Source organism: Moellerella wisconsensis ATCC 35017, from assembly GCF_001294465.1.
GTDB classification, from domain to species: Bacteria; Pseudomonadota; Gammaproteobacteria; order Enterobacterales; family Enterobacteriaceae; genus Moellerella; species Moellerella wisconsensis.
The window spans coordinates 73,055-95,137 of record NZ_LGAA01000002.1; the positions used below are offsets into that span (position 1 = coordinate 73,055).

At 41.6% G+C, this 22,083-nt stretch carries 15 protein-coding genes and 1 riboswitch; of the genes, 12 read left to right on the top strand and 3 right to left on the bottom strand.

Features of this window, described 5'->3' with window-relative positions:
- The first annotated feature begins 56 nt into the window (after positions 1-56).
- Positions 57-159, top strand: a riboswitch (TPP riboswitch).
- A gap of 106 nt (positions 160-265) precedes the next feature.
- The 6 genes from thiB to rluA all read left to right on the top strand — a co-directional run bounded on the left by thiB (position 266) and on the right by rluA (position 10,312).
- Positions 266-1,234, top strand: coding sequence for a thiamine ABC transporter substrate binding subunit (thiB, locus tag M992_RS00465; protein WP_053906991.1), 969 nt, complete (start codon positions 266-268; stop codon positions 1,232-1,234).
- Positions 1,210-2,814, top strand: coding sequence for a thiamine/thiamine pyrophosphate ABC transporter permease ThiP (gene thiP, locus M992_RS00470; protein WP_053906923.1), 1,605 nt, complete (start codon positions 1,210-1,212; stop codon positions 2,812-2,814). Before thiB ends, thiP begins: the two co-directional genes overlap by 25 nt.
- Entirely contained in the window at positions 2,807-3,514 is a 708-nt protein-coding gene (gene thiQ, locus M992_RS00475) for a thiamine ABC transporter ATP-binding protein ThiQ (RefSeq protein ID WP_053906924.1), read from the top strand. Before thiP ends, thiQ begins: the two co-directional genes overlap by 8 nt.
- Positions 3,515-3,621: 107 nt before the next feature.
- Positions 3,622-5,973, top strand: a complete 2,352-nt coding sequence (locus M992_RS00480; RefSeq protein ID WP_047255153.1) for a DNA polymerase II — start codon at positions 3,622-3,624, stop codon at positions 5,971-5,973.
- Positions 5,974-6,560: 587 nt separating this feature from the next.
- On the top strand, positions 6,561-9,467 hold the full coding sequence (gene rapA, locus M992_RS00485) for an RNA polymerase-associated protein RapA (RefSeq protein ID WP_047255154.1): 2,907 nt from the start codon (positions 6,561-6,563) through the stop codon (positions 9,465-9,467).
- A 191-nt stretch (positions 9,468-9,658) separates the two neighbouring features.
- Positions 9,659-10,312, top strand: a complete 654-nt coding sequence (gene rluA, locus M992_RS00490; RefSeq protein WP_053906925.1) for a bifunctional tRNA pseudouridine(32) synthase/23S rRNA pseudouridine(746) synthase RluA — start codon at positions 9,659-9,661, stop codon at positions 10,310-10,312.
- Between the two features lie 499 nt (positions 10,313-10,811).
- Here rluA and djlA read toward each other — a convergent pair whose 3' ends face one another.
- Positions 10,812-11,624 (bottom strand): co-chaperone DjlA, encoded by an 813-nt coding sequence (gene djlA / locus M992_RS00495; RefSeq protein ID WP_047255156.1) that lies wholly within the window; start codon positions 11,622-11,624, stop codon positions 10,812-10,814.
- A gap of 183 nt (positions 11,625-11,807) precedes the next feature.
- Between djlA and lptD the strand changes: the two genes are divergently transcribed.
- From lptD to apaH, 6 genes are all read left to right on the top strand, one after another.
- The gene (gene lptD / locus M992_RS00500; RefSeq protein WP_053906926.1) at positions 11,808-14,171 is read left to right on the top strand and encodes an LPS assembly protein LptD; all 2,364 of its coding nucleotides are present in this window, start codon (positions 11,808-11,810) and stop codon (positions 14,169-14,171) included.
- 65 nt (positions 14,172-14,236) lie between these two features.
- Entirely contained in the window at positions 14,237-15,556 is a 1,320-nt protein-coding gene (gene surA, locus M992_RS00505; RefSeq protein ID WP_053906927.1) for a peptidylprolyl isomerase SurA, read from the top strand.
- Positions 15,537-16,535, top strand: a complete 999-nt coding sequence (gene pdxA, locus M992_RS00510; RefSeq protein ID WP_053906992.1) for a 4-hydroxythreonine-4-phosphate dehydrogenase PdxA — start codon at positions 15,537-15,539, stop codon at positions 16,533-16,535. The genes surA and pdxA overlap by 20 nt, the downstream gene beginning before the upstream one ends.
- On the top strand, positions 16,528-17,340 hold the full coding sequence (rsmA, locus tag M992_RS00515) for a 16S rRNA (adenine(1518)-N(6)/adenine(1519)-N(6))-dimethyltransferase RsmA (protein WP_053906928.1): 813 nt from the start codon (positions 16,528-16,530) through the stop codon (positions 17,338-17,340). The genes pdxA and rsmA overlap by 8 nt, the downstream gene beginning before the upstream one ends.
- Positions 17,341-17,358: 18 nt before the next feature.
- Positions 17,359-17,736, top strand: a complete 378-nt coding sequence (gene apaG / locus M992_RS00520) for a Co2+/Mg2+ efflux protein ApaG (protein ID WP_047255160.1) — start codon at positions 17,359-17,361, stop codon at positions 17,734-17,736.
- Between the two features lie 2 nt (positions 17,737-17,738).
- Entirely contained in the window at positions 17,739-18,566 is an 828-nt protein-coding gene (apaH, locus tag M992_RS00525) for a bis(5'-nucleosyl)-tetraphosphatase (symmetrical) ApaH (protein WP_053906929.1), read from the top strand.
- A gap of 294 nt (positions 18,567-18,860) precedes the next feature.
- On the opposite strand, the gene folA is transcribed toward apaH, so the two are convergent.
- Both folA and ftsP read right to left on the bottom strand, forming a co-directional pair.
- Complete coding sequence (gene folA, locus M992_RS00530; protein ID WP_053906930.1) at positions 18,861-19,346, bottom strand: type 3 dihydrofolate reductase; 486 nt, start codon at positions 19,344-19,346, stop codon at positions 18,861-18,863.
- Between the two features lie 862 nt (positions 19,347-20,208).
- Complete coding sequence (gene ftsP, locus M992_RS00535) at positions 20,209-21,630, bottom strand: cell division protein FtsP (RefSeq protein ID WP_053906931.1); 1,422 nt, start codon at positions 21,628-21,630, stop codon at positions 20,209-20,211.
- Positions 21,631-22,083: the final 453 nt, after the last annotated feature.

Below are 22,083 nucleotides of genomic sequence, written 5' to 3' on the forward strand. Positions count from 1 at the left end.
TCGGTAAACTACTATCAATAGAGTTTGCAGATATGCGCGAAGTCACTACAATAGCCACTGACTCAACGGGGTGCTATGACGCAAATAGTCAGGCTGAGAAAAAACCCGTCGAACCTGATCCGACTAATATCGGTGTAGGGATTTGAGCGATGTACCTGCCTAATGAAACTTTCTCTTAGCGCCATCTCAAATCCTGTGTAATGTTTTTTTAATTCAGGAGTGAAGCGTGTCTCAATGCAACTATTTTAAACTCGCCACCAGCGCCATGTTAGCACTAGTTTTTAGCCATGCCGCCTTAGCCGATAAACCAACGCTTACCGTGTATACCTATGATTCCTTTGCCGCAGAATGGGGACCCGGCCCTGCAATTAAACGCAGTTTTGAACAACAATGTGGCTGCGAATTAAAATTAGTGGCGTTAGGGGATGGCGTTTCATTATTAAATCGCTTGCGTATGGAAGGTAAAAAATCCAAGGCTGACATTGTGTTAGGGCTGGATAATAACTTGATTGATACTGCACAAAAAACCGGTTTATTTAGCGAAAGTAAGATTGATCAAACGGCACTAAAATTACCGGTTGTCTGGAAAAACTCAACATTTATCCCTTTCGACTATGGATATTTCGCCTTTATCTACGACACCAATAAAATCAAAAATCCGCCCACCAGTATGGACCAACTGATAAATAGCCCTGAAAAGTGGAAAATAATTTATCAAGATCCTCGTACTAGCACGCCAGGTTTAGGATTATTGCTGTGGATGGAAAAAATATACGCCGATAAAAGCGCCGCTGAATGGCAAAAAATAGCCGCAAAAACCCTGACGGTGACTAAAGGCTGGAGTGAGGCCTATGGGCTATTCCTCAAAGGTGAAGGCGATTTTGTGCTCAGTTATACTTCCTCTCCGGGCTATCATATTTTGGCGGATAACAAAGATAATTACGCCGCTGCGCTATTTGATGAGGGCCATTACATGCAAGTTGAAGTTGCCGCACAATTAAAAAATAGCCCACAACCTGAGCTAGCGCAGCAATTTATGCAATTTATGCTAACCCCTCAATTCCAAAAGGAATTACCTACCACTAACTGGATGTATCCGGTGATTGATATCCCGTTACCAGCGGTATACGAGCAATTACCATTACCCAAAAAATCTCTCCAGTTCAGCGCAGCAGAAGTTGCTAAAGAACGTAATGCATGGACTCGTTTATGGCAAACTGCAGTCAGTCAATAATTAATCGCTCGCTTATCCCTGGGGCTATTGCCAGTGGATTGCTGATCCTTATCGCGGTATCGGCCTGTGGTGCGCTGCTATTATTTTCGCCGGAGCTGAATTTTAAAGCGATTATCGATGACAGCTATTTATGGTATGTAATTCGATTTACTTTTTGGCAGGCTTTTTTGTCTGCTATTTTTTCGGTATTTCCAGCAATTTTATTAGCGAGAGCGCTCTATCGGCGACGATTTTGGGGACGAACATTGTTATTGCGTTTATGCGCGATGACTTTAGTACTACCGGTGTTAGTGGCAATTTTCGGTATTCTCTCCGTGTATGGCTCCACCGGCTGGCTAGCACAGCTCTCGGCATATTTAGGTATTGATTATCAATTCTCACCTTATGGATTGAGCGGTATTTTACTGGCACATATCTTTTTTAATCTGCCACTCGCTGCCCGTATGTTATTACTTGCACTAGAAAGCATTTCTACTGAACAACGGCAAATCGCTGCACAGTTAGGCATGAGTGAATGGCAGCAATTTCGTCTTGTGGAATGGCCGTATTTGCGGCGCCAGATGTTACCCACCGCAGCTTTAATATTTATGCTCTGTTTTGCCAGCTTTGCTACGGTACTAGCATTAGGCGGAGGCCCAGCTGCAACCACCATTGAATTAGCTATTTATCAAGCCCTTAGCTATGACTTTGACCTTGGTCAAGCCGCATTATTAGCACTGATCCAGATTATTTTTTGCTTAGGATTAATGTTGCTGAGTCAAAAAATGAATGCTGCATTTTCAGTTGGATTTAGCCAACAACAAAAATGGAATAATCCTCAAGATACACTTTGGCGTAAAATTCGTGATATCAGCGTGATCATCGCCGCAATTCTGCTACTTATCCCCCCGCTACTGGCGGTAATTATGGCAGGCCTAAACCGCGGATTGATGGATGTTTTACGCCAACCCGCCTTATGGCAAGCGCTAACTACGTCGGTAATTATTGCCGTTAGCGCCGGTATTTTATGTGTAATATTAACGCTGATGTTACTGTGGAGCAGCCGTCAGTTACGCATTAATCATGCGCTACGATTGGCACGAACTATCGAACTCAGTGGATTGTTAATATTGGCGATGCCAGGAATTGTTCTCGCGACAGGATTTTTTATTTTATTCAATCAAACTATTGGCTTACCGGAATCTCCTTATGGCATTGTTATTTTAACCAACGCGTTAATCGCTATCCCTTATGCGCTTAAAGTATTAGAGGATCCGATGCGTGATCTAGCTGCCCGCTATAACCCTTTGTGCCAATCTTTAGGCATACAAGGGATCAATCGCTTACGATTAATCGAAATAAAAGCCTTGAAGCGCCCGATAGGGCAAGCCTTAGCATTTGCCTGTGTGATTTCTATCGGTGATTTTGGGGTTGTTGCACTGTTTGGCAACGAAGATTTCCGCACTCTGCCTTATTATCTGTATCAGCAAATAGGAGCGTATCGAACCAATGACGGTGCGGTTACCGCTATGCTGCTGCTGTTACTTTGCTTTTCACTATTCAGTATTCTCGAACGACTTCCGGGAAAACCCCATGATTAAATTGGAAAACCTCAATTATTTTTACCAAAACTTAGCCATGTATTTTAACTTTACTGCCAAAGCCGGTGAACGTATCGCTATCTTGGGCCCTAGTGGGGCGGGGAAAAGTACCTTACTGAGTTTAATCAGTGGCTTTCAATACGCGGCTCAAGGATCAATTTGGTTAAATGGGGTCGATCACACCTCAACGGCTCCTGCACAGCGCCCGGTTTCCATGTTATTCCAAGAAAATAATCTTTTCAGCCACTTAACGGTACGCCAAAACATTTCTCTCGGGGCTAATCCAAGCTTACGCTTAAGCCAGCAACAGCAGGCCGAGGTAATAAAAATTTCCCAGCAAGTGGGATTAATCGATTATCTGGATAGGCTACCATCACAGCTTTCTGGCGGACAACGGCAAAGAGCGGCCGTCGCACGGTGTTTGATCCGCCAGCAGCCTATTTTATTGTTAGATGAGCCATTTTCCGCCTTAGATCCCGCATTAAGAAATGAAATGTTGGGGCTACTGGAGGAAATTTGTCACTCACGCCAACTGACTTTGCTAATGGTTTCTCATAGCTTAGAAGATGCCGCGCAAATTGCACCTCGTTCACTGGTTATTGCCGAGGGAACCCTTGCTTACGACGGTAGCACGCAGGCATTGATCCGTGGGGAAGTCGCACAATCCGCACTATTAGGCGTGCATCCTAATACAGAATAACACGCGGTAAATCAGCCAGAATAAAAATATATCGCTTAAATAATACTGTATAAAAATACAGATAAAATGCTATTATTAACTTCCTTACCGTCACTCAAGGTCGTGCCATGACGCTCTCTTCTTCGCCCCCAGAAAAAGGCTTTGTGATCAGCCGCCACTGGAAAGATACCCCCGAAGGCGTCCAAGTCAGCTACTGGCTATTGACTGAAAATGGCCCACGCTATGTGACGGTGCCTACTCAGCAGGCGATAGGCTTTATTGCAACCCATTCGCGCCAATACGTTGCGCCTGTACTTGCACAATATCAAGGTGTTGAGCTACGCTCCTTAGCGCTAAAAGATTTTAATCAGCACCCGGTTGACGGTATTTATTGCCGTCAATATCGCCAATTATTGCAGATTGAAAAACAGCTCGTCACTTTGGGATACAAAGTCTATGAAACCGATATTCGCCCGGCAGATCGCTATTTAATGGAGCGATTTATCACTGCCCCGGTATGGTTTAGTCCTTTAGGTAAACAGCGATATCAGCTTAAACCGTGCGAACATTATCGACCTAACATTCGTTGCGTATCATTAGATATCGAAACTAGCCAGCACGGTGAGTTATATTCCATTGGATTATCGGGGTGCGATGATGATGTAGTGTTTATGTTGGGTCCAGACCAAGGCCCTGCCCACTCCTCTGAATACCGTTTAGAATACCTTAGTAGTCGCCCGGCATTGATTGAACAACTAAATTTATGGTTTCAGAAAAATGATCCCGATGCAATTATTGGCTGGAATTTGATCCAATTCGATTTACGAATTTTACAACAACATGCCGAGCGCTATGGGCTAATTTTAAAATTAGGCCGTAATAATAAGGCGTTAGAATGGCGTGAGCACGGCTTTAAGCCAGGGGTATTTTTTGCCGCCGCCGAGGGCCGCTTAATTATTGATGGTATCGAAGCACTAAAAACAGCCACTTGGAGTTTCAGCTCGTTTAGCCTTGAATTTGTGGCTCAGTCTTTACTCGGCGAAGGAAAATCGATTGATACACCGTACGATAGAATGGACGAAATCAACCGGCGCTTTCAGCACGACAAACCCGCTTTAGCCCACTACAATATTCAGGATTGTATTTTAGTTACGCGCATCTTTGCCGCCACTCATTTAATCGAATTCTTATTAGAACGAGCCTCAGTGACTGGCCTAAATGCCGACCGCAGCGGAGGTTCAGTCGCTGCATTTTCACATTTGTATATCCCTCGATTACATCGCGTCGGCTATGTTGCACCGAATCAAGGTGAAAAAATTGAAGAAGCCAGCCCCGGGGGATTTGTGATGGATTCACAACCTGGTTTATATGATTCGGTGATTGTGCTGGATTATAAAAGCCTTTATCCGTCGATTATCCGCACGTTTATGATAGATCCCGTTGGCATGATTGAAGGATTAGCCCAGCCAGAATTATCCCATTCTATCCCCGGCTTTCGCCATGCTTGGTTTTCACGCCAAACCCACTGTTTACCCGCGATTGTATCTCAAATATGGCAAGCCAGAGACCGCGCTAAAGTCACAGCTAACGCGCCGCTATCTCAAGCGCTAAAAATTATTATGAACGCATTTTATGGTGTATTAGGCTCCGCAGGCTGCCGTTTTTTTGATCCTCGATTAGCCTCATCCATTACCCTAAGAGGCCACGAGATCATGCGTAAAACTCGTGAACTGATTGAATCACAAGGTTATCAAGTAATTTACGGCGATACCGATTCAACATTTATCTGGCTTAAACAACCCCATAGCGAGCAACAGGCTAAACAGATCGGTTATCAATTACGGGATTTTATTAATCAATGGTGGCAGCAGCATTTGCAATCGACACTGAATATAGACAGCGTGCTTGAATTGGAATTTGAAACTCACTATCGGCGCTTTCTGATGCCAACTATTCGTGGCACAGAACAAGGCAGTAAAAAACGCTATGCCGGATTAAGCGGGGATAAAATGATTTTTAAAGGACTAGAAACCATTCGATCAGATTGGACTCCGCTGGCTAAAACATTCCAAACTGAGCTCTACACGCGGATTTTTCATCAACAGCCCTACCGCGAGTTTATCCTTGAATATGTCCATAAAATTCGCCGGGGAGAGCTTGATGAGCACTTAATTTACCGGAAACGTCTGCGCCGAAAATTATCAGATTATCAGCGTAATGTTCCACCACATGTCCGGGCGGCTCGCTTAGCCGATGACTTTAATCTTCGCCATCAACGACCGCAACAATACCAAAATGGCGGCTGGATAAGCTACATAATGACACAGGCAGGCCCTGAGCCACTTGAGGTTACTACCGCAGCGCCAGATTATGAGCATTACATCAATAAACAAATTATGCCGATTGCCGATGCTATACTGCCTTTTTTGCAAGATGATTTTACCACTCTTCTGACGGGGCAAATGTCAATGCCTTTTTAATCAATTAATCTTTTTTTAACAGGTGACGATGAGCCGTGCATCAATTAATATAGCAGCATAATCTGAGTGAGAGTTAAGTCGAAAATGATGACATTAAAATACGCTTATTGAGGTAAGTCATTACTATCGATACACCATGCTACTAGGTAATATCACTGAGATTATGCTGGGTAATAACACCCCTCTGGAGTAATGGATACCCCATCATCTTCGCAACGTACTGATAGTATCGGTTATAATAATTTAATTAATTTCTACCCAAAATCATTCAAGTTATATCAAGGTGTCTCGATGAGCCTAGTCACTTGTATTAAGCTTAGCCAGACAAACTTGGCTATAAGCTTACTCGGATAATGGTTTCTTATGGCGAACAGCAGCCGACATGCTAATCAACTTAAAAGATGACGGATATGTATTCTGATATCCAAACAGTTCAAATTGTCGCTGAGGCAGCAAGTAAAGATATCGAAATGATAAATCTAAGAAAGCCACCAGCACAGCTGTAATTTGACGTATGACAGGTCTAAAAACCGTCTCATATAATTTATCTCATAATAAACAATCGAAATACGGAACTGAGTTAACCTATGCCATTTACTCTTGGTCAACGCTGGATAAGCGATACAGAAAGCGAACTTGGATTAGGCACCGTCGTGGCTATTGATGCTCGCATGGTGACAATACTTTTCCCCGCTAGCGGAGAAAATCGCCTCTACTCACGCAATGATGCCCCTATCACCCGGGTTATGTTTAATGAAGGTGATACCGTGACCAGTCACGAAGGCTGGCAGTTAAAAATTGAAAATGTAGAGCAAGAAGAAGGTCTGCTCATTTATAACGGTATTCGACTAGATACAGAAGAACCTAATGTTACGCTGCGAGAAGTATTTCTCGATAGCAAACTTACTTTTAATAAACCACAAGATCGCCTGTTTGCAGGTCAGATTGACCGCATGGATCGCTTCGCATTGCGCTATCGTGCGCGGCGCTTTCTGAGTGAGCAATTTCGCCATCAATCTACCGGGCTACGCGGAATTCGAGCTAGCTTAATCCCTCATCAGCTATTTATCGCCAATGAAGTCGGTAAACGCCATCATCCCCGGGTACTTTTAGCCGATGAAGTCGGTTTAGGTAAAACTATCGAAGCGGGGATGATAATTCATCAGCAATTGATGTCTGGCCGTGCCGAGCGGGTATTAATTATTGTGCCTGAAAGTTTACAGCACCAATGGCTGGTGGAAATGCTGCGCCGTTTTAACCTGCGCTTTGCATTATTCGATGATAGCCGTTATGCAGAGGCGCTGCATGATAGCGATAATCCACTGGAAACCGAGCAATTAGTCTTGTGTTCTTTGGATTTTGTACGTCGCAATAGACAACGCTTTGATCATATCGTTGAAGCCGGCTGGGATATGATGGTGGTCGATGAAGCCCATCATCTGGAATGGAGCGAAGACGCACCCAGCCGTGAATATCAAGTCATTGAAACCTTAGCTGAGCAAGTTCCTTCGGTACTGCTATTAACCGCAACGCCAGAGCAATTAGGCCAAGAAAGTCATTTTGCTCGTTTACGTTTGCTGGATCCTAGCCGTTTCCATGATTATCAAGCGTTCATTGATGAACAGCAAAATTATCAGCCGGTTGCCGATGCCGTTACCCTGCTGTTAACGGGTGAAAAACTGAATAATGATCAGCAAAATATCTTGAATGAATTAATTAAAGAACAAGATATTGAACCTTTATTAAAAGCCGCTAATACCCACGGTGACGAGAGTGAGAAAGCACGTAAAGAGCTAATCACTATGCTAATGGATCGTCACGGAACTAGCCGCCTGTTGTTCAGAAATACCCGTAATGGGGTTAAAGGTTTCCCACGCCGTGAATTACATTCGATCAAAATGCCGCTGCCAACACAATATCAAACCGCGATTAAGGTCGCAGATATTATGGGCGCTAAAAAAAGTATCGAAACACGTGCGAAAGAGATGCTGTATCCAGAGCAAATTTATCAAGAGTTTGAAGGTGAAAATGCCACTTGGTGGAACTTTGACCCGCGTGTAGAGTGGTTGCTGGGCTATTTAATGGCTCACCGCGATGAAAAAGTTTTGGTGATTTGTGCCAAAGCTGCGACGGCATTGCAATTAGAGCAACTGTTGCGTGAACGCGAAGCAATTAAAGCAGCAGTATTCCATGAAGGGTTATCGCTGATTGAACGCGATCGTGCAGCAGCTTATTTTGCCTCTAAAGAAGAAGGCGCGCAGGTTTTACTGTGCTCTGAAATTGGTTCAGAAGGCCGTAATTTCCAGTTTGCTAACCAATTAGTGATGTTTGATCTGCCTTTCAATCCAGATTTATTAGAGCAACGTATTGGCCGTTTAGACCGTATCGGTCAGAATCGCGATATCGTCATTAGCATTCCTTACCTTGAGCAAACTGCGCAAGCTATTTTGCTGCGTTGGTACCATGAAGGTTTGGATGCCTTCGAACATACTTGCCCAACTGGCCGTGCTATTTATGATAAATATTACCAGCAACTGCTTGGTTTTATGGCTAATCCAACCAATACTGAAGGCTTCGAAGAGTTTATTAAAACTTGCCGAGCTGAACACGACCGTCTGAAAACTGAATTAGAGCAAGGCCGTGACCGCCTGCTTGAAATGCATTCAAATGGCGGAGAAGCCGGTGTAGAGCTAGCACAGACCATTGCCGAACAAGATGATGATACAGAACTGGTTAATTTCGCACTGAATCTGTTTGATATCGTCGGCATTAGCCAAGAAGACCGCAGCGATAGCTTGATTGTGCTCACGCCATCAGACCATATGTTAGTGCCTGATTTTCCTGGATTACCAGAAGATGGCTGTACTATCACATTCTCTCGCGAACAAGCGCTTTCCAGAGAAGACACCCAATTTATCAGTTGGGAACATCCGATTATCCGTAATGGACTCGATTTAGTGTTGTCTGGCGATACCGGCAGCTGCGCCATGTCTTTATTGAAAAACAAAGCGTTACCAGTAGGTACTTTGCTGACGGAGCTGATTTACGTGGTTGAAGCGCAAGCGCCGAAAAACCTACAAATCACTCGCTTTTTACCGCCAACGCCAGTACGTTTACTGATTGATTTAAAAGGTAATGATCTAGCACCTCAGGTTGATTTCGAAAGCTTTAATCGTCAATTAAATGCGGTTAATCGCCATACGTCGAGCAAACTAGTCAATGCAGTACAAAGTGAAGTGCATGCGGTACTGCGCCAATCTGAAGCTCTGGTAGCAGAGCAAGCAGAAAAACTGATTGCCAGTGCCAAAGAAGCCGCAGACAAATCATTAACTCTAGAATTATCTCGTCTTGAAGCTCTAAAAGCAGTCAATCCTAATATTCGTGATGATGAATTAGACACGGTAGAGCAAGAGCGTCAACAATTGCTGCTTAACATTGAACAAGCAAATTGGCGTCTGGATGCTATTCGACTGATTGTCGTAACCCATCAATAAGCGCTAACTTTAGTTCTCATTGCGCCTAAAAACACGTAATATTGCCACCTTCCCTTTACCGGGAAGGTGTTTTTATCTCTGGGTTAGAACACTTTTTCAGCGTTTTTAGTCCGCTACCGGCACCGCAGTATTAATCTAACCAACTGATATTTATCATAACTTTACGCTAACTTTCTGGAGTTTTTCCTCTCATGATGCCACCTTATAATCCACCAACCGACCCTTGGTTATATGTCTTGTATCAGGATGAGCATATTATGGTGGTTAATAAACCTAGTGAGCTACTTTCTGTGCCGGGAAAAGCCCCAGAACATAAAGACAGTATTATGACTCGAGTCCAGCAACAATTTCCCGAGGCAGAATCGGTTCATCGTCTAGATATGGCAACCAGCGGAGTGATGGTCGTCGCGCTAAATAAAGCCGCCGAGCGTGAACTTAAACGCCAATTTAGGGAAAGAGAACCGAAAAAAACCTATATTGCACGCGTTTGGGGGCACATTGAAAAACAACAAGGATTAATTGATTTACCATTGATTTGTGATTGGCCGAATCGACCGAAACAAAAAGTGTGCTATGAAACGGGTAAGTCGGCACAAACTGAATATGAAGTATTGGCTTATGAAGAACATGCGACGCGAGTTAAATTATCGCCGATTACTGGCCGCTCACACCAGTTACGCGTACATATGTTAGCGCTAGGACATCCTATTTTGGGTGACAGATTTTATGCGCCTCCCGACGCTAAAGCATTGGCGCCGCGCTTACAATTACATGCTGAGCAGCTTTATATCACTCACCCAGCCTATGGCACACCGATGCATTTCAGTTGCAAAGCAGATTTTTAGCCTAGATTGAGTGGAAAGCTGAATTTAGTAGCGGTATTAAGATAGTAAAATGATAGTAAATAACACATCGGGATGGCATAAATGCCATCCTCGAGCACCTTTAACTAAGTAGAATAAATATTTATCTATTTAAATAAGATACTAATATAACCTTAGCCAAACAGGACTGTTACCGAATTCAAAGAAGCAAGAATAAGGCACAGCGCCAATCCCAAACTCCCGAACAGAACACGGATATTAGCCATTTTTTTGATCCCTCAATCAATTAAATAAAAGTTAAGTTAAAATAAATTTAAGTGAAATAATTAAACTTAACTTATATGTTACCGGAACAAAAAATAAACTCAAGGTGGTAACGATAATTCAATTAAACAGGATAAACTGTCCTATTTTTCTGGATTGAGCGGCATAAAAAATACGCTGAAATACCGAAAAAATATTGATATTTCAACGCACCATTTAATTATCTATCAAATAAATAAAATAACTCGCTCTTTTATTATTTAAAACCGCGCTCTTTTTTAATCAAATCGTAGGCAGCTTGGATAGATTGGGTTTTTTGTTTAGCGATTTCCATCATTTCAGGCGGTAAACCTTTAGCGATAAGTTTATCCGGATGGTGCTCGCTCATTAACTTACGATAAGCGCGCTTAATTTTAGTTGGCTCATCAGTCGCTGATACCCCCAGCACCTTACATGCATCATCGAGCGTAGGTCCTTGAGGCTGTTGATAATTCCCTCCCGATTGCTGGGAGTATCCACCGCCAAAGCTTCTGCCGCCTTGGATCATCTCCAAGAATTGCTCAAATTGGACTTTAGAAATCCCCAACTCTTCGGCAATAATAAACAGCACTTTGCGCTCGTTAGGATGTAACACGCCATCAGCAAAAGCCGCCTGTAACTGAATTTCCAGAAACATCTGAATCAAATCGAATCGACCATAACAAGCGCGACGTAATTTACGCAAAATATCCCGCAACGGAAAATCAGCTAATTTGCCTTCTCTAAAAGCTTGTTGTGCAGCCACGCGAGCATCACCATGTAGCTGCATTCTATCCATTAAATCAGTTGCAAGCTGGATATCAGTCTCTGTAACACGCCCTTTCGCTTTGGTCAGATGCCCCAAAATTTGAAACGTGCTAGCAAAGAATATCGCCTGACGATTTTGGGTATTCATTCCTCCCATCGCCGCTTTTACTGCCGATGCTTTATCAAATCCATGGCCTAATAAAAAACCAATAAAGGCGCCCCAGATCCCTAAACCAGAGACTATTCCGAGAATAACGCCAATTATTTTCCCCCAATAGTGCATATATCCCTCAATTCTTCAATGCTCTGAATGCAATTTTGCATTATCATACTATTCATTCTGCTCTGTGCCTAACCGCATGAGCGTAAAGTTTCTTATACTTTACACTGGCGCATTATTGTCGAGTGCGTTAGTCTCTGAGCGTTTGCCGGCAATACCAATAATGACGGAACCGCATATAGGATTATGAAAAAAAGTTATCCAACTCTGCTCGCCACTATGGTGTGGGCAGCAATTTATAGTCAGCAAGCTTATGCTGACCTCGCAGCACAATGTATGTTGGGCATCCCTGTCTACACAAAACCATTAGTAGAGGGTAACTCAAACGATCTGCCAATACGCATTACGGCTGAAGATGTCCGTGGTGAATATCCCGATTTTATTGAATATACGGGTGATGTTGATATCCAACAAGGAAATCAAACACTAACCGCAGATAACGTTAAATTGACCCAAAGCGATGCCGCTAATCCTGTTCGGATAGTCACAGCGACTGGGAATGTAAACTATGACGATCCACAGATTATTCTTCGAGGACCTAAAGCCTGGTCTAATTTGAATAATAAAAATACGGATGTAGACCAAGGTGACTACCAAATGGTTGGTCGTCAAGGCCGTGGCGACGCGCAAAAAATGAAAATGCGCGGTGAAAATCGTTATACCATTTTAGAAAATGGTTCATTTACAACCTGTTTGCAAGGCAATAACAGTTGGAATGTGGCCGGCTCTGAAGTCATTATTGACCGCGAAGAAGAAGTCGCTGAAATTTGGAATGCACGTTTCCGAGTTGGCGGCGTGCCGGTATTCTATAGTCCTTATTTACAATTACCGATTGGTAATAAGCGACGCTCTGGGTTCTTAATCCCGACGGGTAGCTATTCTAATAATAATGGCGTGGAATTTGCTCTGCCTTATTATTGGAATATTGCGCCTAATTATGATGCGACAATCACCCCACAATTTATGACTCATCGGGGCGTAAAAATTAATAACGAATTTCGTTATTTAATTACCCCGGGCTCAGGCACTGTGGCTTTTGATTGGTTACCGCATGATAGGGCCTATGCCAAAGATAAAGAAGATAATAAACGTGACCCACGCGATAGTAATGAACGTTGGTTACTTTATTGGCGTCATTCTGGTGTATTAGCGCAAAATTGGCATTTTAATGCCGATTATACCAAAGTCAGTGATCGCCAATATTTCACTGATTTTAACTCGCAATACGGAAATACAACTGACGGATATGCAACTCAAAAATTCAGCGCCGGTTATTCAGCTGAAAATTGGAATACCACGTTAAGTCATAAACAGTTCCAAATATTTGTTGAAGACAACAATCCTAACCGTCGAGCGTATAAAGCCGCGCCACAACTGGATTTCAATTACTATAAAAATGACTTAGGTATTTTTGATTTTCATACCTATGCTCAAGCCGCGCATTTCACTAGCGTCGGTAAAAATCAGCCTGATGCAACACGTTTGCACTTTGAACCTGAATTAAATATGCCATTATCAAATGGCTGGGCGAGTATTAATAACAGCATTAAGCTGATGGCGACGCATTATGATCAAGATATTCCTAATACCAATACTGATGATAAGCTTGAAAAGAATGTTTCTCGCGTTCTGCCAATGTATAAAACTGATGCAAAAATAGTTCTTGAACGTAATCTGTATCAAGGCAGTGATTATGTTCAAACATTAGAACCACGTGTTCAGTATTTATATATCCCCTATAAAAATCAGGATAATATCAATAACTACGATTCCGCATTATTACAGTCAGATTATAACGGCTTATTCCGTGATCGCCTGTACAGTGGGCTCGACCGTATTGCTTCTGCTAATCAAGTAACAACTGGTATTACTAGCCGTATTTATGATGATAATCTGATCGAGCGTTTTAATTTCTCTGTGGGCCAAATTTATTATTTTGAGCGCCCTCGCGCCGGTGATTCAACCTTTAGAGTAGATGACAAAAGTAATACTGGTTCATTAATATGGGCGGGGGATACTTATTGGCGGATTACTGATGAATGGGGTGTGCGTGGCGGCGTTCAGTATGATCGTCGTTTAGGAAATATTACGATGGGGAATGCGGTCACTGAGTATCGCTTCGATGCCGATCGTTTGCTACAGTTAAACTATCGTTTTGTTGATCGTGATTATATCCAAGCGACATTCCGCCGTGATGAAAACCAGCAAACCTATGCGTTACCGGCATATCAGCAAGGTATATCTCAAGTGGGTGCGGTGGTAAGTTGGCCATTAAGCGATCAATGGGGATTTGTTGGCTCTTATTATTTCGATACCAAAGAACGTCAACCGGCCAGCCAAATGGTTGGTTTACAATATAATACTTGTTGTTGGGCGGTTAACCTCGGCTATGAACGTAAGATTGTCGGCTGGCAAATAGACAAGTTTAGCAGTGAATATGATAATAAATGGTCAATCAATGTGGAACTTAGAGGCCTAAACAACAATCATAGCCTGGGTAGCCAGAAAATGCTGGAAAGTGGCATACTGCCTTACCAACGCGCTTTCTGATGAAATATTAACCAGATAAATACGATTAACCCGCCATTGGCGAAATCTATAATGATAGGACACCTATGAAGAATTGGAGAACACTTATTCTCGGCTTGATGTTTGCCAGTACTACGGCATTATCAGCACCGCAGCAAATGGATAAAGTCGCCGCTGTAGTGAATAATGGTGTTGTGCTGGAAAGTGACGTCAATAACATGTTGAATACAGTGAAATTGAATGCACGTAATGCGGGTCAGCAAATTCCTGATGAGGCTTCATTGCATCACCAAATCCTTGAGCGCTTAATCATGGATAATATTTTATTGCAAATGGCTAACCAAATGCAGATTAATATTCCGGAAGAAGCCGTCAATGCCACCATCAAAGATATCGCACAGCAAAATGGAATTACTGTCGATCAAATGCAAAAACGCTTAGTCGCTGATGGTATTGATATGGCGCAATATCGCGCTGAAATCCGTAAAGAAATGCTGATTGCTGAAGTACGTAATAATGAAGTTCGTCGTCGTATTACTGTGCTGCCGCAAGAAGTTGATTCATTAGCACAACAAATCAGCACTCAAACAGATAATGAAGCCGATGTTAATCTTAGCCACATATTGATCCCTTTACCGGAAAATCCAACCCAAGCACAGTTAGAACAAGCTGAAGCTACGGTTAAAAAAATCCTCACCCAACTGCAAAAAGGTGGAGATTTTGGTAAATTGGCTATCACTTACTCTGCTGATCCACAAGCATTAAAAGGCGGAAACATGGGTTGGTCTCGCCTACAAGAGTTGCCTGTTGTATTTGCTGAGCAAATAAAACATTCTAAAAAAGGTGATATTATTGGACCAATTCGTTCCGGTGTTGGTTATCATATTCTGCGCTTAAACGATATGCGTGGCGGTAACAATACAATTTCAGTCACTGAAGCTAAAGCCCGTCATATTTTGCTTAAATCTTCACCTATCATGAACGATGAAGAAGCCAGACAAAAATTACAGCAAATTACTCAAGACATTCGCAGTGGAAAAATCACTTTTGAAGACGCCGCTCGCGAATATTCAGAAGATCCAGGCAGCGCATTAAAAGGCGGTGAACTCGGCTGGAATATGCCAGATGTGTTTGATCCCGCATTTCGTGATGCATTAATGCGTTTAAATAAAGGCGAACTCAGTCAACCTATTCGTTCTTCATTTGGCTGGCATTTAATCCAACTGGAAGATACGCGCAGCGTCGATAAAACAGATGTCGCACAGAAAGATCAAGCTTATCGCTTACTGTTTAATCGTAAATTTAACGAAGAAGCACAAAGCTGGATGCAAGAACAACGCGCAGCCGCTTATGTGAAGGTATTAGATGGCAGTGATACGCAATCAAATGATACACAATCAAAATAAACCCATCGTTATCACCCCCGGCGAGCCAGCCGGGGTTGGCCCTGACTTGCTTATCCAGCTTGCTCAACAATTTTGGCCTGTCGAATTAGTCGCCTGTGCCGATCCTGAATTGTTGGTAGCTCGCGCGAAGCAACTTAACCTACCGTTGACACTAAAGGCTTATTCGCCAAATGCTCCGCATGAAGCACAACCGGCCGGAAGTTTATCTATTTTGCCTGTACCGCTTGCGACGCCGGTGATTGCAGGACAGCTGAACGTAAAAAACGGATCATATGTTACCGAAACACTGGCAAAAGCCTGCGATGGCTGTCTAAATGGTGAGTTTGCAGCGTTAGTTACAGGCCCTGTACATAAAGGCATTATTAACGATGCAGGTATGTCTTTTAGTGGTCACACCGAATTTTTTGCTGAGCGCAGCCATTGTCATCGTGTTGTTATGATGTTGGCAACTGAAGAATTACGCGTCGCTTTAGCGACAACTCACCTGCCGTTAAAGGAGGTAGCTGGCGCTATTACTTATACAAGTTTGCGCGAGGTTATTAATATCCTTCACCACGATTTACATACTAAATTTGGTATTTCTTCGCCAGTGATTTATGTCTGTGGATTAAATCCTCACGCGGGAGAAGGTGGCCATATGGGCATGGAAGAGATTGATACCATCATTCCCGCCCTTGATAGTTTAAGAAGTGAAGGCATGAAGTTAATCGGACCACTCCCCGCCGATACACTGTTTCAACCTAAATACTTAGAGCATGCAGATGCAATTTTAGCAATGTATCACGATCAAGGCTTGCCTGTGTTAAAATACCAAGGATTCGGTAGAGCGGTGAATATCACGCTAGGTTTGCCGTTTATCCGTACTTCCGTCGATCACGGAACAGCTCTTGAGCTAGCCGGTACGGGCCATGCAGATGTGGGAAGTTTTATCACCGCATTAAAGTTAGCCATTCAAATGACATATAACAGCAATGAATAATAGAGTCCATCAGGGGCATTTTGCCCGCAAACGTTTCGGGCAGAACTTTTTAACCGATCAATTTATTATCGATAGCATCGTTGATGCTTTAGCCCCTAAAGTCGGTCAAGCCGTTGTTGAAATCGGTCCCGGATTAGGTGCATTAACTGAACCAGTCGCTAAACGACTGGATAAAATGACCGTCATTGAGCTCGACCGTGATTTAGCTGCCCGTTTACATATTCATCCGATATTAAAAGATAAACTTAGCATCATTCAGCAAGATGCAATGACTGTTGATTTTTCGGAATTAGCCAAACAAGCGGGACAACCGCTGCGAGTTTTCGGTAACTTGCCGTATAATATTTCAACTCCACTGATGTTTCATCTATTCACCTTTACAGATGCTATTTCAGACATGAATTTTATGCTGCAAAAAGAAGTTGTGAATCGATTAGTTGCAGGCCCCGGCAGTAAAGCCTTTGGCCGTTTAAGTGTCATGGCACAATATTACTGCCAAGTTGTTCCTGTACTTGAAGTCCCCCCTGGCTCCTTTACGCCGGCACCTAAAGTAGATTCTGCTGTGGTACGCTTAATTCCACATAAGGTAAACCCTTATCCGGTAAAAAATATTAAAGTTCTTAGCCGTATTACTACCCAAGCCTTTAATCAACGTCGTAAGACTGTACGTAATAGTTTGGGGGATATCTTTAGCGTTGAGAAACTGATTGAACTGGGAATTGACCCCGGAACACGCGCTGAAAATATTTCTGTTGAGGCATATTGTAAGATGGCTAACTATCTCTGTGAGCACCCAGATCAATAATATGCTTGAGGAGGCACTGTGCTTAATCAACCCTGTATCAGCATACAAGTCCAAAGTGTCTATATAGAAAGTCAATCCGAACCTGATGCGTCTCGATATGTTTTTGCTTATACCATGTCGATTCGCAATCTAGGCCGCAAGCCAGTCAAGCTACTAACACGCTACTGGCTTATTACAAATAGTGATGGGCATACAACGGAAGTTCAGGGTGAAGGTGTTGTCGGTGAGCAACCGACTATCTATCCTGGGACCGAATATCATTATACCAGCGGCGTAGTCTTAGAGACGCCGCTAGGTACAATGGAAGGGCATTACACGATGATTGACCATCACGGTGATAGCTTTTTTGTCGATATTCCGGTTTTTCGTTTAGCTGTCCCCACATTGATCAATTAATTATGTCTACATATCTCATTGGTGATGTTCATGGCTGTTACCATGAATTACGCGCGTTACTCGAGCAAGTTAATTTTTGCCCTAAAAAGGATACTTTGTGGCTAACCGGTGATCTTGTTGCCCGTGGCGCTGGGTCGTTAGATGTTTTACGTTACGTCAAAGGGCTAGGCGATTCTGCACGTATTGTGCTCGGCAATCATGATCTTCATTTATTGGGGATCTATTGTAAAATTAGCCGTAATAAGCCCAAAGACAACTTGACTCCTCTGCTCGAAGCGCCAGATGCTGATGAATTAATTAATTGGCTTCGGCGTCAACCTTTACTGCAAATTGATGAAGAAAAGCAGATTATCATGGCACACGCGGGGATCACCCCACAGTGGGATTTAGCTACTGCACGTATGTGTGCCAGAGAAGTTGAATCAGTTTTATCCAGTGATGCGTACCCGCTGTTTATTGATTCAATGTATGGTGATATGCCTAATAACTGGTCTCCCGACTTATCTGGCTTATCACGATTACGCTTTAGTACCAATGCATTAACCCGTATGCGTTACTGTTTCCCGAGTGGGCAACTCGACATGCTCTGCAAAGACAGTCCAGAAAATGCGCCTTCACCTTTAAAGCCTTGGTTCGAATTACCCAGCAGATTATCAAGTCAGTATAGCGTTTTCTTTGGTCATTGGGCTTCATTAGAAGGGAAAGTTACTGCTAACAATGTTTACGCATTGGATACGGGATGTTGTTGGGGTGGGCCATTAACCCTATTTCATTGGGAAGAAAAAACGTTTTATCATCAAGCTTCTCACATAAAACGCGCGCAGGATTAAAACTATTATTAAAATAACAATTATTATTCGCTTTAAAAAATAACCGCATAAAAAGTCTCTTAATTGGGATTTTTTATGCGGTTATTTTTTTGTTTATGCTTAACTCATAATATATATTATTTTATCATATTATGACTTAACTAAATTAAGATAAGATATAGAATGAAATTTCCTGTATTTTATATTTCATATTAATAATATAGGATTGATATTAATAAATATGTAAATTTCTATAAATTAAAGTCATTTTTATTAAAAAATCGGAGTTGTTAACTCCGATATTTCACACTGCAATTAAATTCTTTTATTTAATATTTCAAAACAATAACCGTGGGAATTTAATTCATCTGCATCATGATATTCGGTATATTCAGAATCCCATTCATCTGGCTCATAGTCAGGAAAATGCGTATCTCCAATTACTTCAGCATCAACATGGGTTAAATACAATCGAGTCGCCATGGGAAGAAACTGCTGGTAGACTTTTCCACCACCAATCACCATCACCTCATCAACCTCACCAGCCGCGGCTAATGCCTCTTCAATGGATTTAACCCATATAACCTGATCATCCGTTCCGGGATGGTTACTCAACACAATATTGATACGTTGAGGCAATGGACGCCCTATTGACTCATAAGTCACGCGCCCCATAATCACTGGTTTATTCAACGTATTCTTTTTAAACCAAGCTAAATCGCCGGGTAGATTCCATGGCATGACTTTTTCCATGCCTATAACCTGATCTATCGCCATTGCTGCAATGAGGCTAATATTCATTGGGATACCTTAAAGCTAAATAAGAAGGCTAATAATATAAAATTTTCACGCTACTATACGTAAAGCAAAAACCTGCGTCGACTAAATTTACGCTTCCATAAATACAAATAACTAGTTTATGGTTATACTGTCACTTGGATTATTCTTTAAATCAGTAGCCACTCTATTTAAATAAATAAATATAATTATATTTATCCTGTCTATTTTTTTGATGACTTATTTTTTACGTTATAGAAACTGAACTTAAACAGGCTTTTTTCTTTTCGTAAAAAATCTATTTAATCCATTACAAACCAAAAAGATAATAAATAATATGTGAATAAAATTTTATACAACGTAATCTATTTTTTAGCTAACTCGCTAATCAAATATTTTGTGTTAAATTTTCCTCATGGTAACGACTCTGACAACATTTATTGAGATTAAAGGCTATTCATATGAACATTACCTAATTAAAATCAGTCTGTTAGATTCTTAATAACACATGATAGATAAAGATTAATTAATTAGCGTTAAGATAAAAATCTTATTAATAATATTTATTAATTGAAACCTAAGTTATTTTTTATTATTTTGTATACAATAATAAAACTTTATCAAAGTGATAACAAAAAGTTATCTATGGCTTTATTATTTGAATGTAAATTATTACTAATTGAATGTTTTCTACTGATTATATTTAGACTAATGTAAAGAGAAAATAGGTATAAACTTAGCTATTAGACTTGATTTGTCTGTAATCTACTGCTGAATAGAATCTTCTCGCTTAAGCTAGTCAAGCTACTAGTAACTGATAAAACATAAATTATTCTAATTAATCATTCAGCCACCAAGACACTATTGATGACTGAATTATATTTAATTATGGATTTTGGGGATTAATAACCATTTGTCCGACACTGCCAAGATCGGCTTTTTCCAAATTTTGGCTATAGAATAAGAAAGGAAAATGATTAAACGATGGCTGCAGCATTTCAACCAATAACTCCGTACGTCCTTCTACCCAAACGGTGTCTTTCCATCCAAAATCATCGGCAGATACCGGTTGTCCATTATGATTAATCACTTTAAACCGTGCGCCTTCAATATGGAATGGCTGAGCCACGTCACTATTAACGACCCAGCGCTCCCAGCTACCTTGCTCCGTGGTTAAATCTATACGCTTCACATTTCTGGTAGCGCCATTGATTCCTGCAGGATCATCTAAACGAATGTCTCGATTACGAATAGATGTAGTAATTTGAGTATTATCATCAACTAATCGAGCTGGCACATCATCGGTCACCAAAGACATTAATCCAGTGGCGCGGAGGGTTAATACATTGGTTGAAACCAGTAATGATGAAGGTTCAAATAGCCCTTTCATTCTCTCCATAAATCCCGCAGGTTCGCCCGCGGTAATTGAAACTTGTTCTGTTTTCGCCATATCAATGAGGATCTCTTTACGCTCTCCTGGGGCGAGCGGCAAAGATTGTACCTGTACTGGTACCGTCAATAACCCTTGATCTGAAGCGATAAGATAAAATGGTCGGCCATCGCTAATATTCATGATATAACGACGTGAATTGGATGCATTCAATAATCGTAGGCGGATCCAGCCTCGCGATACTTCAATATAAGGGTCTTGTACGCCATTAACTAATAAAGTATCGCCAACAAAACCATTTTCAGAGGATTGATATTCAGGCGTTCCAAAATTATCGAGCCGTTTATCTTGAATAATTACAGGAAAATCATCGACGCCATAATGCTTTGGCAACCTTAAATTTTTAGTTGAATCATCGTCAATAATCCACATTCCCACTAAGCCATTATAAACCTGAGACCCCATTTTACCTTCGGTATTCGCATGGTACCAAAGTGTAGCCGCAGGCTGACGAATAGGGATCACAGGGGACCAATCTGCTCCAGGGGAAATCAAACGTGCAGCACCACCAATCTGAGTGCCGGGAACTTGTAATCCACTAACCGTCATAGAGACTGCTTCTGGTAAACGATTACTGTAAATTAATTTAATATCATCGCCATTTTTGACCCTAACCGTTGGCCCAGGATATGAGCCATTTACGCCCCAAATATTGGCGCGTGATTTACCATCAAAAGACCAATGGATCTTCTGTAAAGTTAAGAATAACGGCTGGCCACTACGAGACTCAAGTAATGGCGGGACGGGCAGTAAATTAGTACCGTTTGTATCTGCACTCGCGCTAAATGCTATCGAAGCAAGACATAAAGCCAAACCTGAAATTTTAAGGAATGGAAATGGGCGCATACTAAATGACATATTTTCTCCGCAGAAATAATAATCCCAACGCTTTTATAATATATATATCTTTAATAAATCGAGCGACAGAAAAACAGCAAACAATGTCATTTCAACTAACTCTGCTTTAGATTTTTTTATTACTAAGTAAGCTGATTGTTGAATATGCCCAAATTGTTATAGTAAACACTTCTGTAACTGGAACTATGATGGATATAACGGGTAAACAATTTTTATTAGCTAAATAACAGCCATTATATCTAACAACATTAATGCTAGTTTACATAATGCGCCATATTAGCGCGAAAAGAGTCTAACATCTAAAAATATCTGAATAAAATTAATATAGGAATACGAAAACTTACAAGCAGGGATCTACAAAACAATAATTAAATTATTACATTAAGCTAGCGCCATTTCTCTTTTCCCTCATTAAGTATGATTACCTTACTTCATAATAAGAAAAGAGAAATG

Bases quoted from the DNA above. Each gene is read 5' to 3' on its own strand.
- pdxA (WP_053906992.1), top strand. From the start codon at position 15,537: ATGATACACAATCAAAATAAACCCATCGTTATCACCCCCGGCGAGCCA.
- thiB (WP_053906991.1), top strand. From the start codon at position 266: ATGTTAGCACTAGTTTTTAGCCATGCCGCCTTAGCCGATAAACCAACG.
- thiQ (WP_053906924.1), top strand. From the start codon at position 2,807: ATGATTAAATTGGAAAACCTCAATTATTTTTACCAAAACTTAGCCATG.
- rapA (WP_047255154.1), top strand. From the start codon at position 6,561: ATGCCATTTACTCTTGGTCAACGCTGGATAAGCGATACAGAAAGCGAA.
- lptD (WP_053906926.1), top strand. From the start codon at position 11,808: ATGAAAAAAAGTTATCCAACTCTGCTCGCCACTATGGTGTGGGCAGCA.
- surA (WP_053906927.1), top strand. From the start codon at position 14,237: ATGAAGAATTGGAGAACACTTATTCTCGGCTTGATGTTTGCCAGTACT.
- rsmA (WP_053906928.1), top strand. From the start codon at position 16,528: ATGAATAATAGAGTCCATCAGGGGCATTTTGCCCGCAAACGTTTCGGG.
- ftsP (WP_053906931.1), bottom strand. From the start codon at position 21,630: ATGTCATTTAGTATGCGCCCATTTCCATTCCTTAAAATTTCAGGTTTG.
- rluA (WP_053906925.1), top strand. From the start codon at position 9,659: ATGATGCCACCTTATAATCCACCAACCGACCCTTGGTTATATGTCTTG.
- djlA (WP_047255156.1), bottom strand. From the start codon at position 11,624: ATGCACTATTGGGGGAAAATAATTGGCGTTATTCTCGGAATAGTCTCT.
- thiP (WP_053906923.1), top strand. From the start codon at position 1,210: ATGGCAAACTGCAGTCAGTCAATAATTAATCGCTCGCTTATCCCTGGG.
- M992_RS00480 (WP_047255153.1), top strand. From the start codon at position 3,622: ATGACGCTCTCTTCTTCGCCCCCAGAAAAAGGCTTTGTGATCAGCCGC.
- apaH (WP_053906929.1), top strand. From the start codon at position 17,739: ATGTCTACATATCTCATTGGTGATGTTCATGGCTGTTACCATGAATTA.
- folA (WP_053906930.1), bottom strand. From the start codon at position 19,346: ATGAATATTAGCCTCATTGCAGCAATGGCGATAGATCAGGTTATAGGC.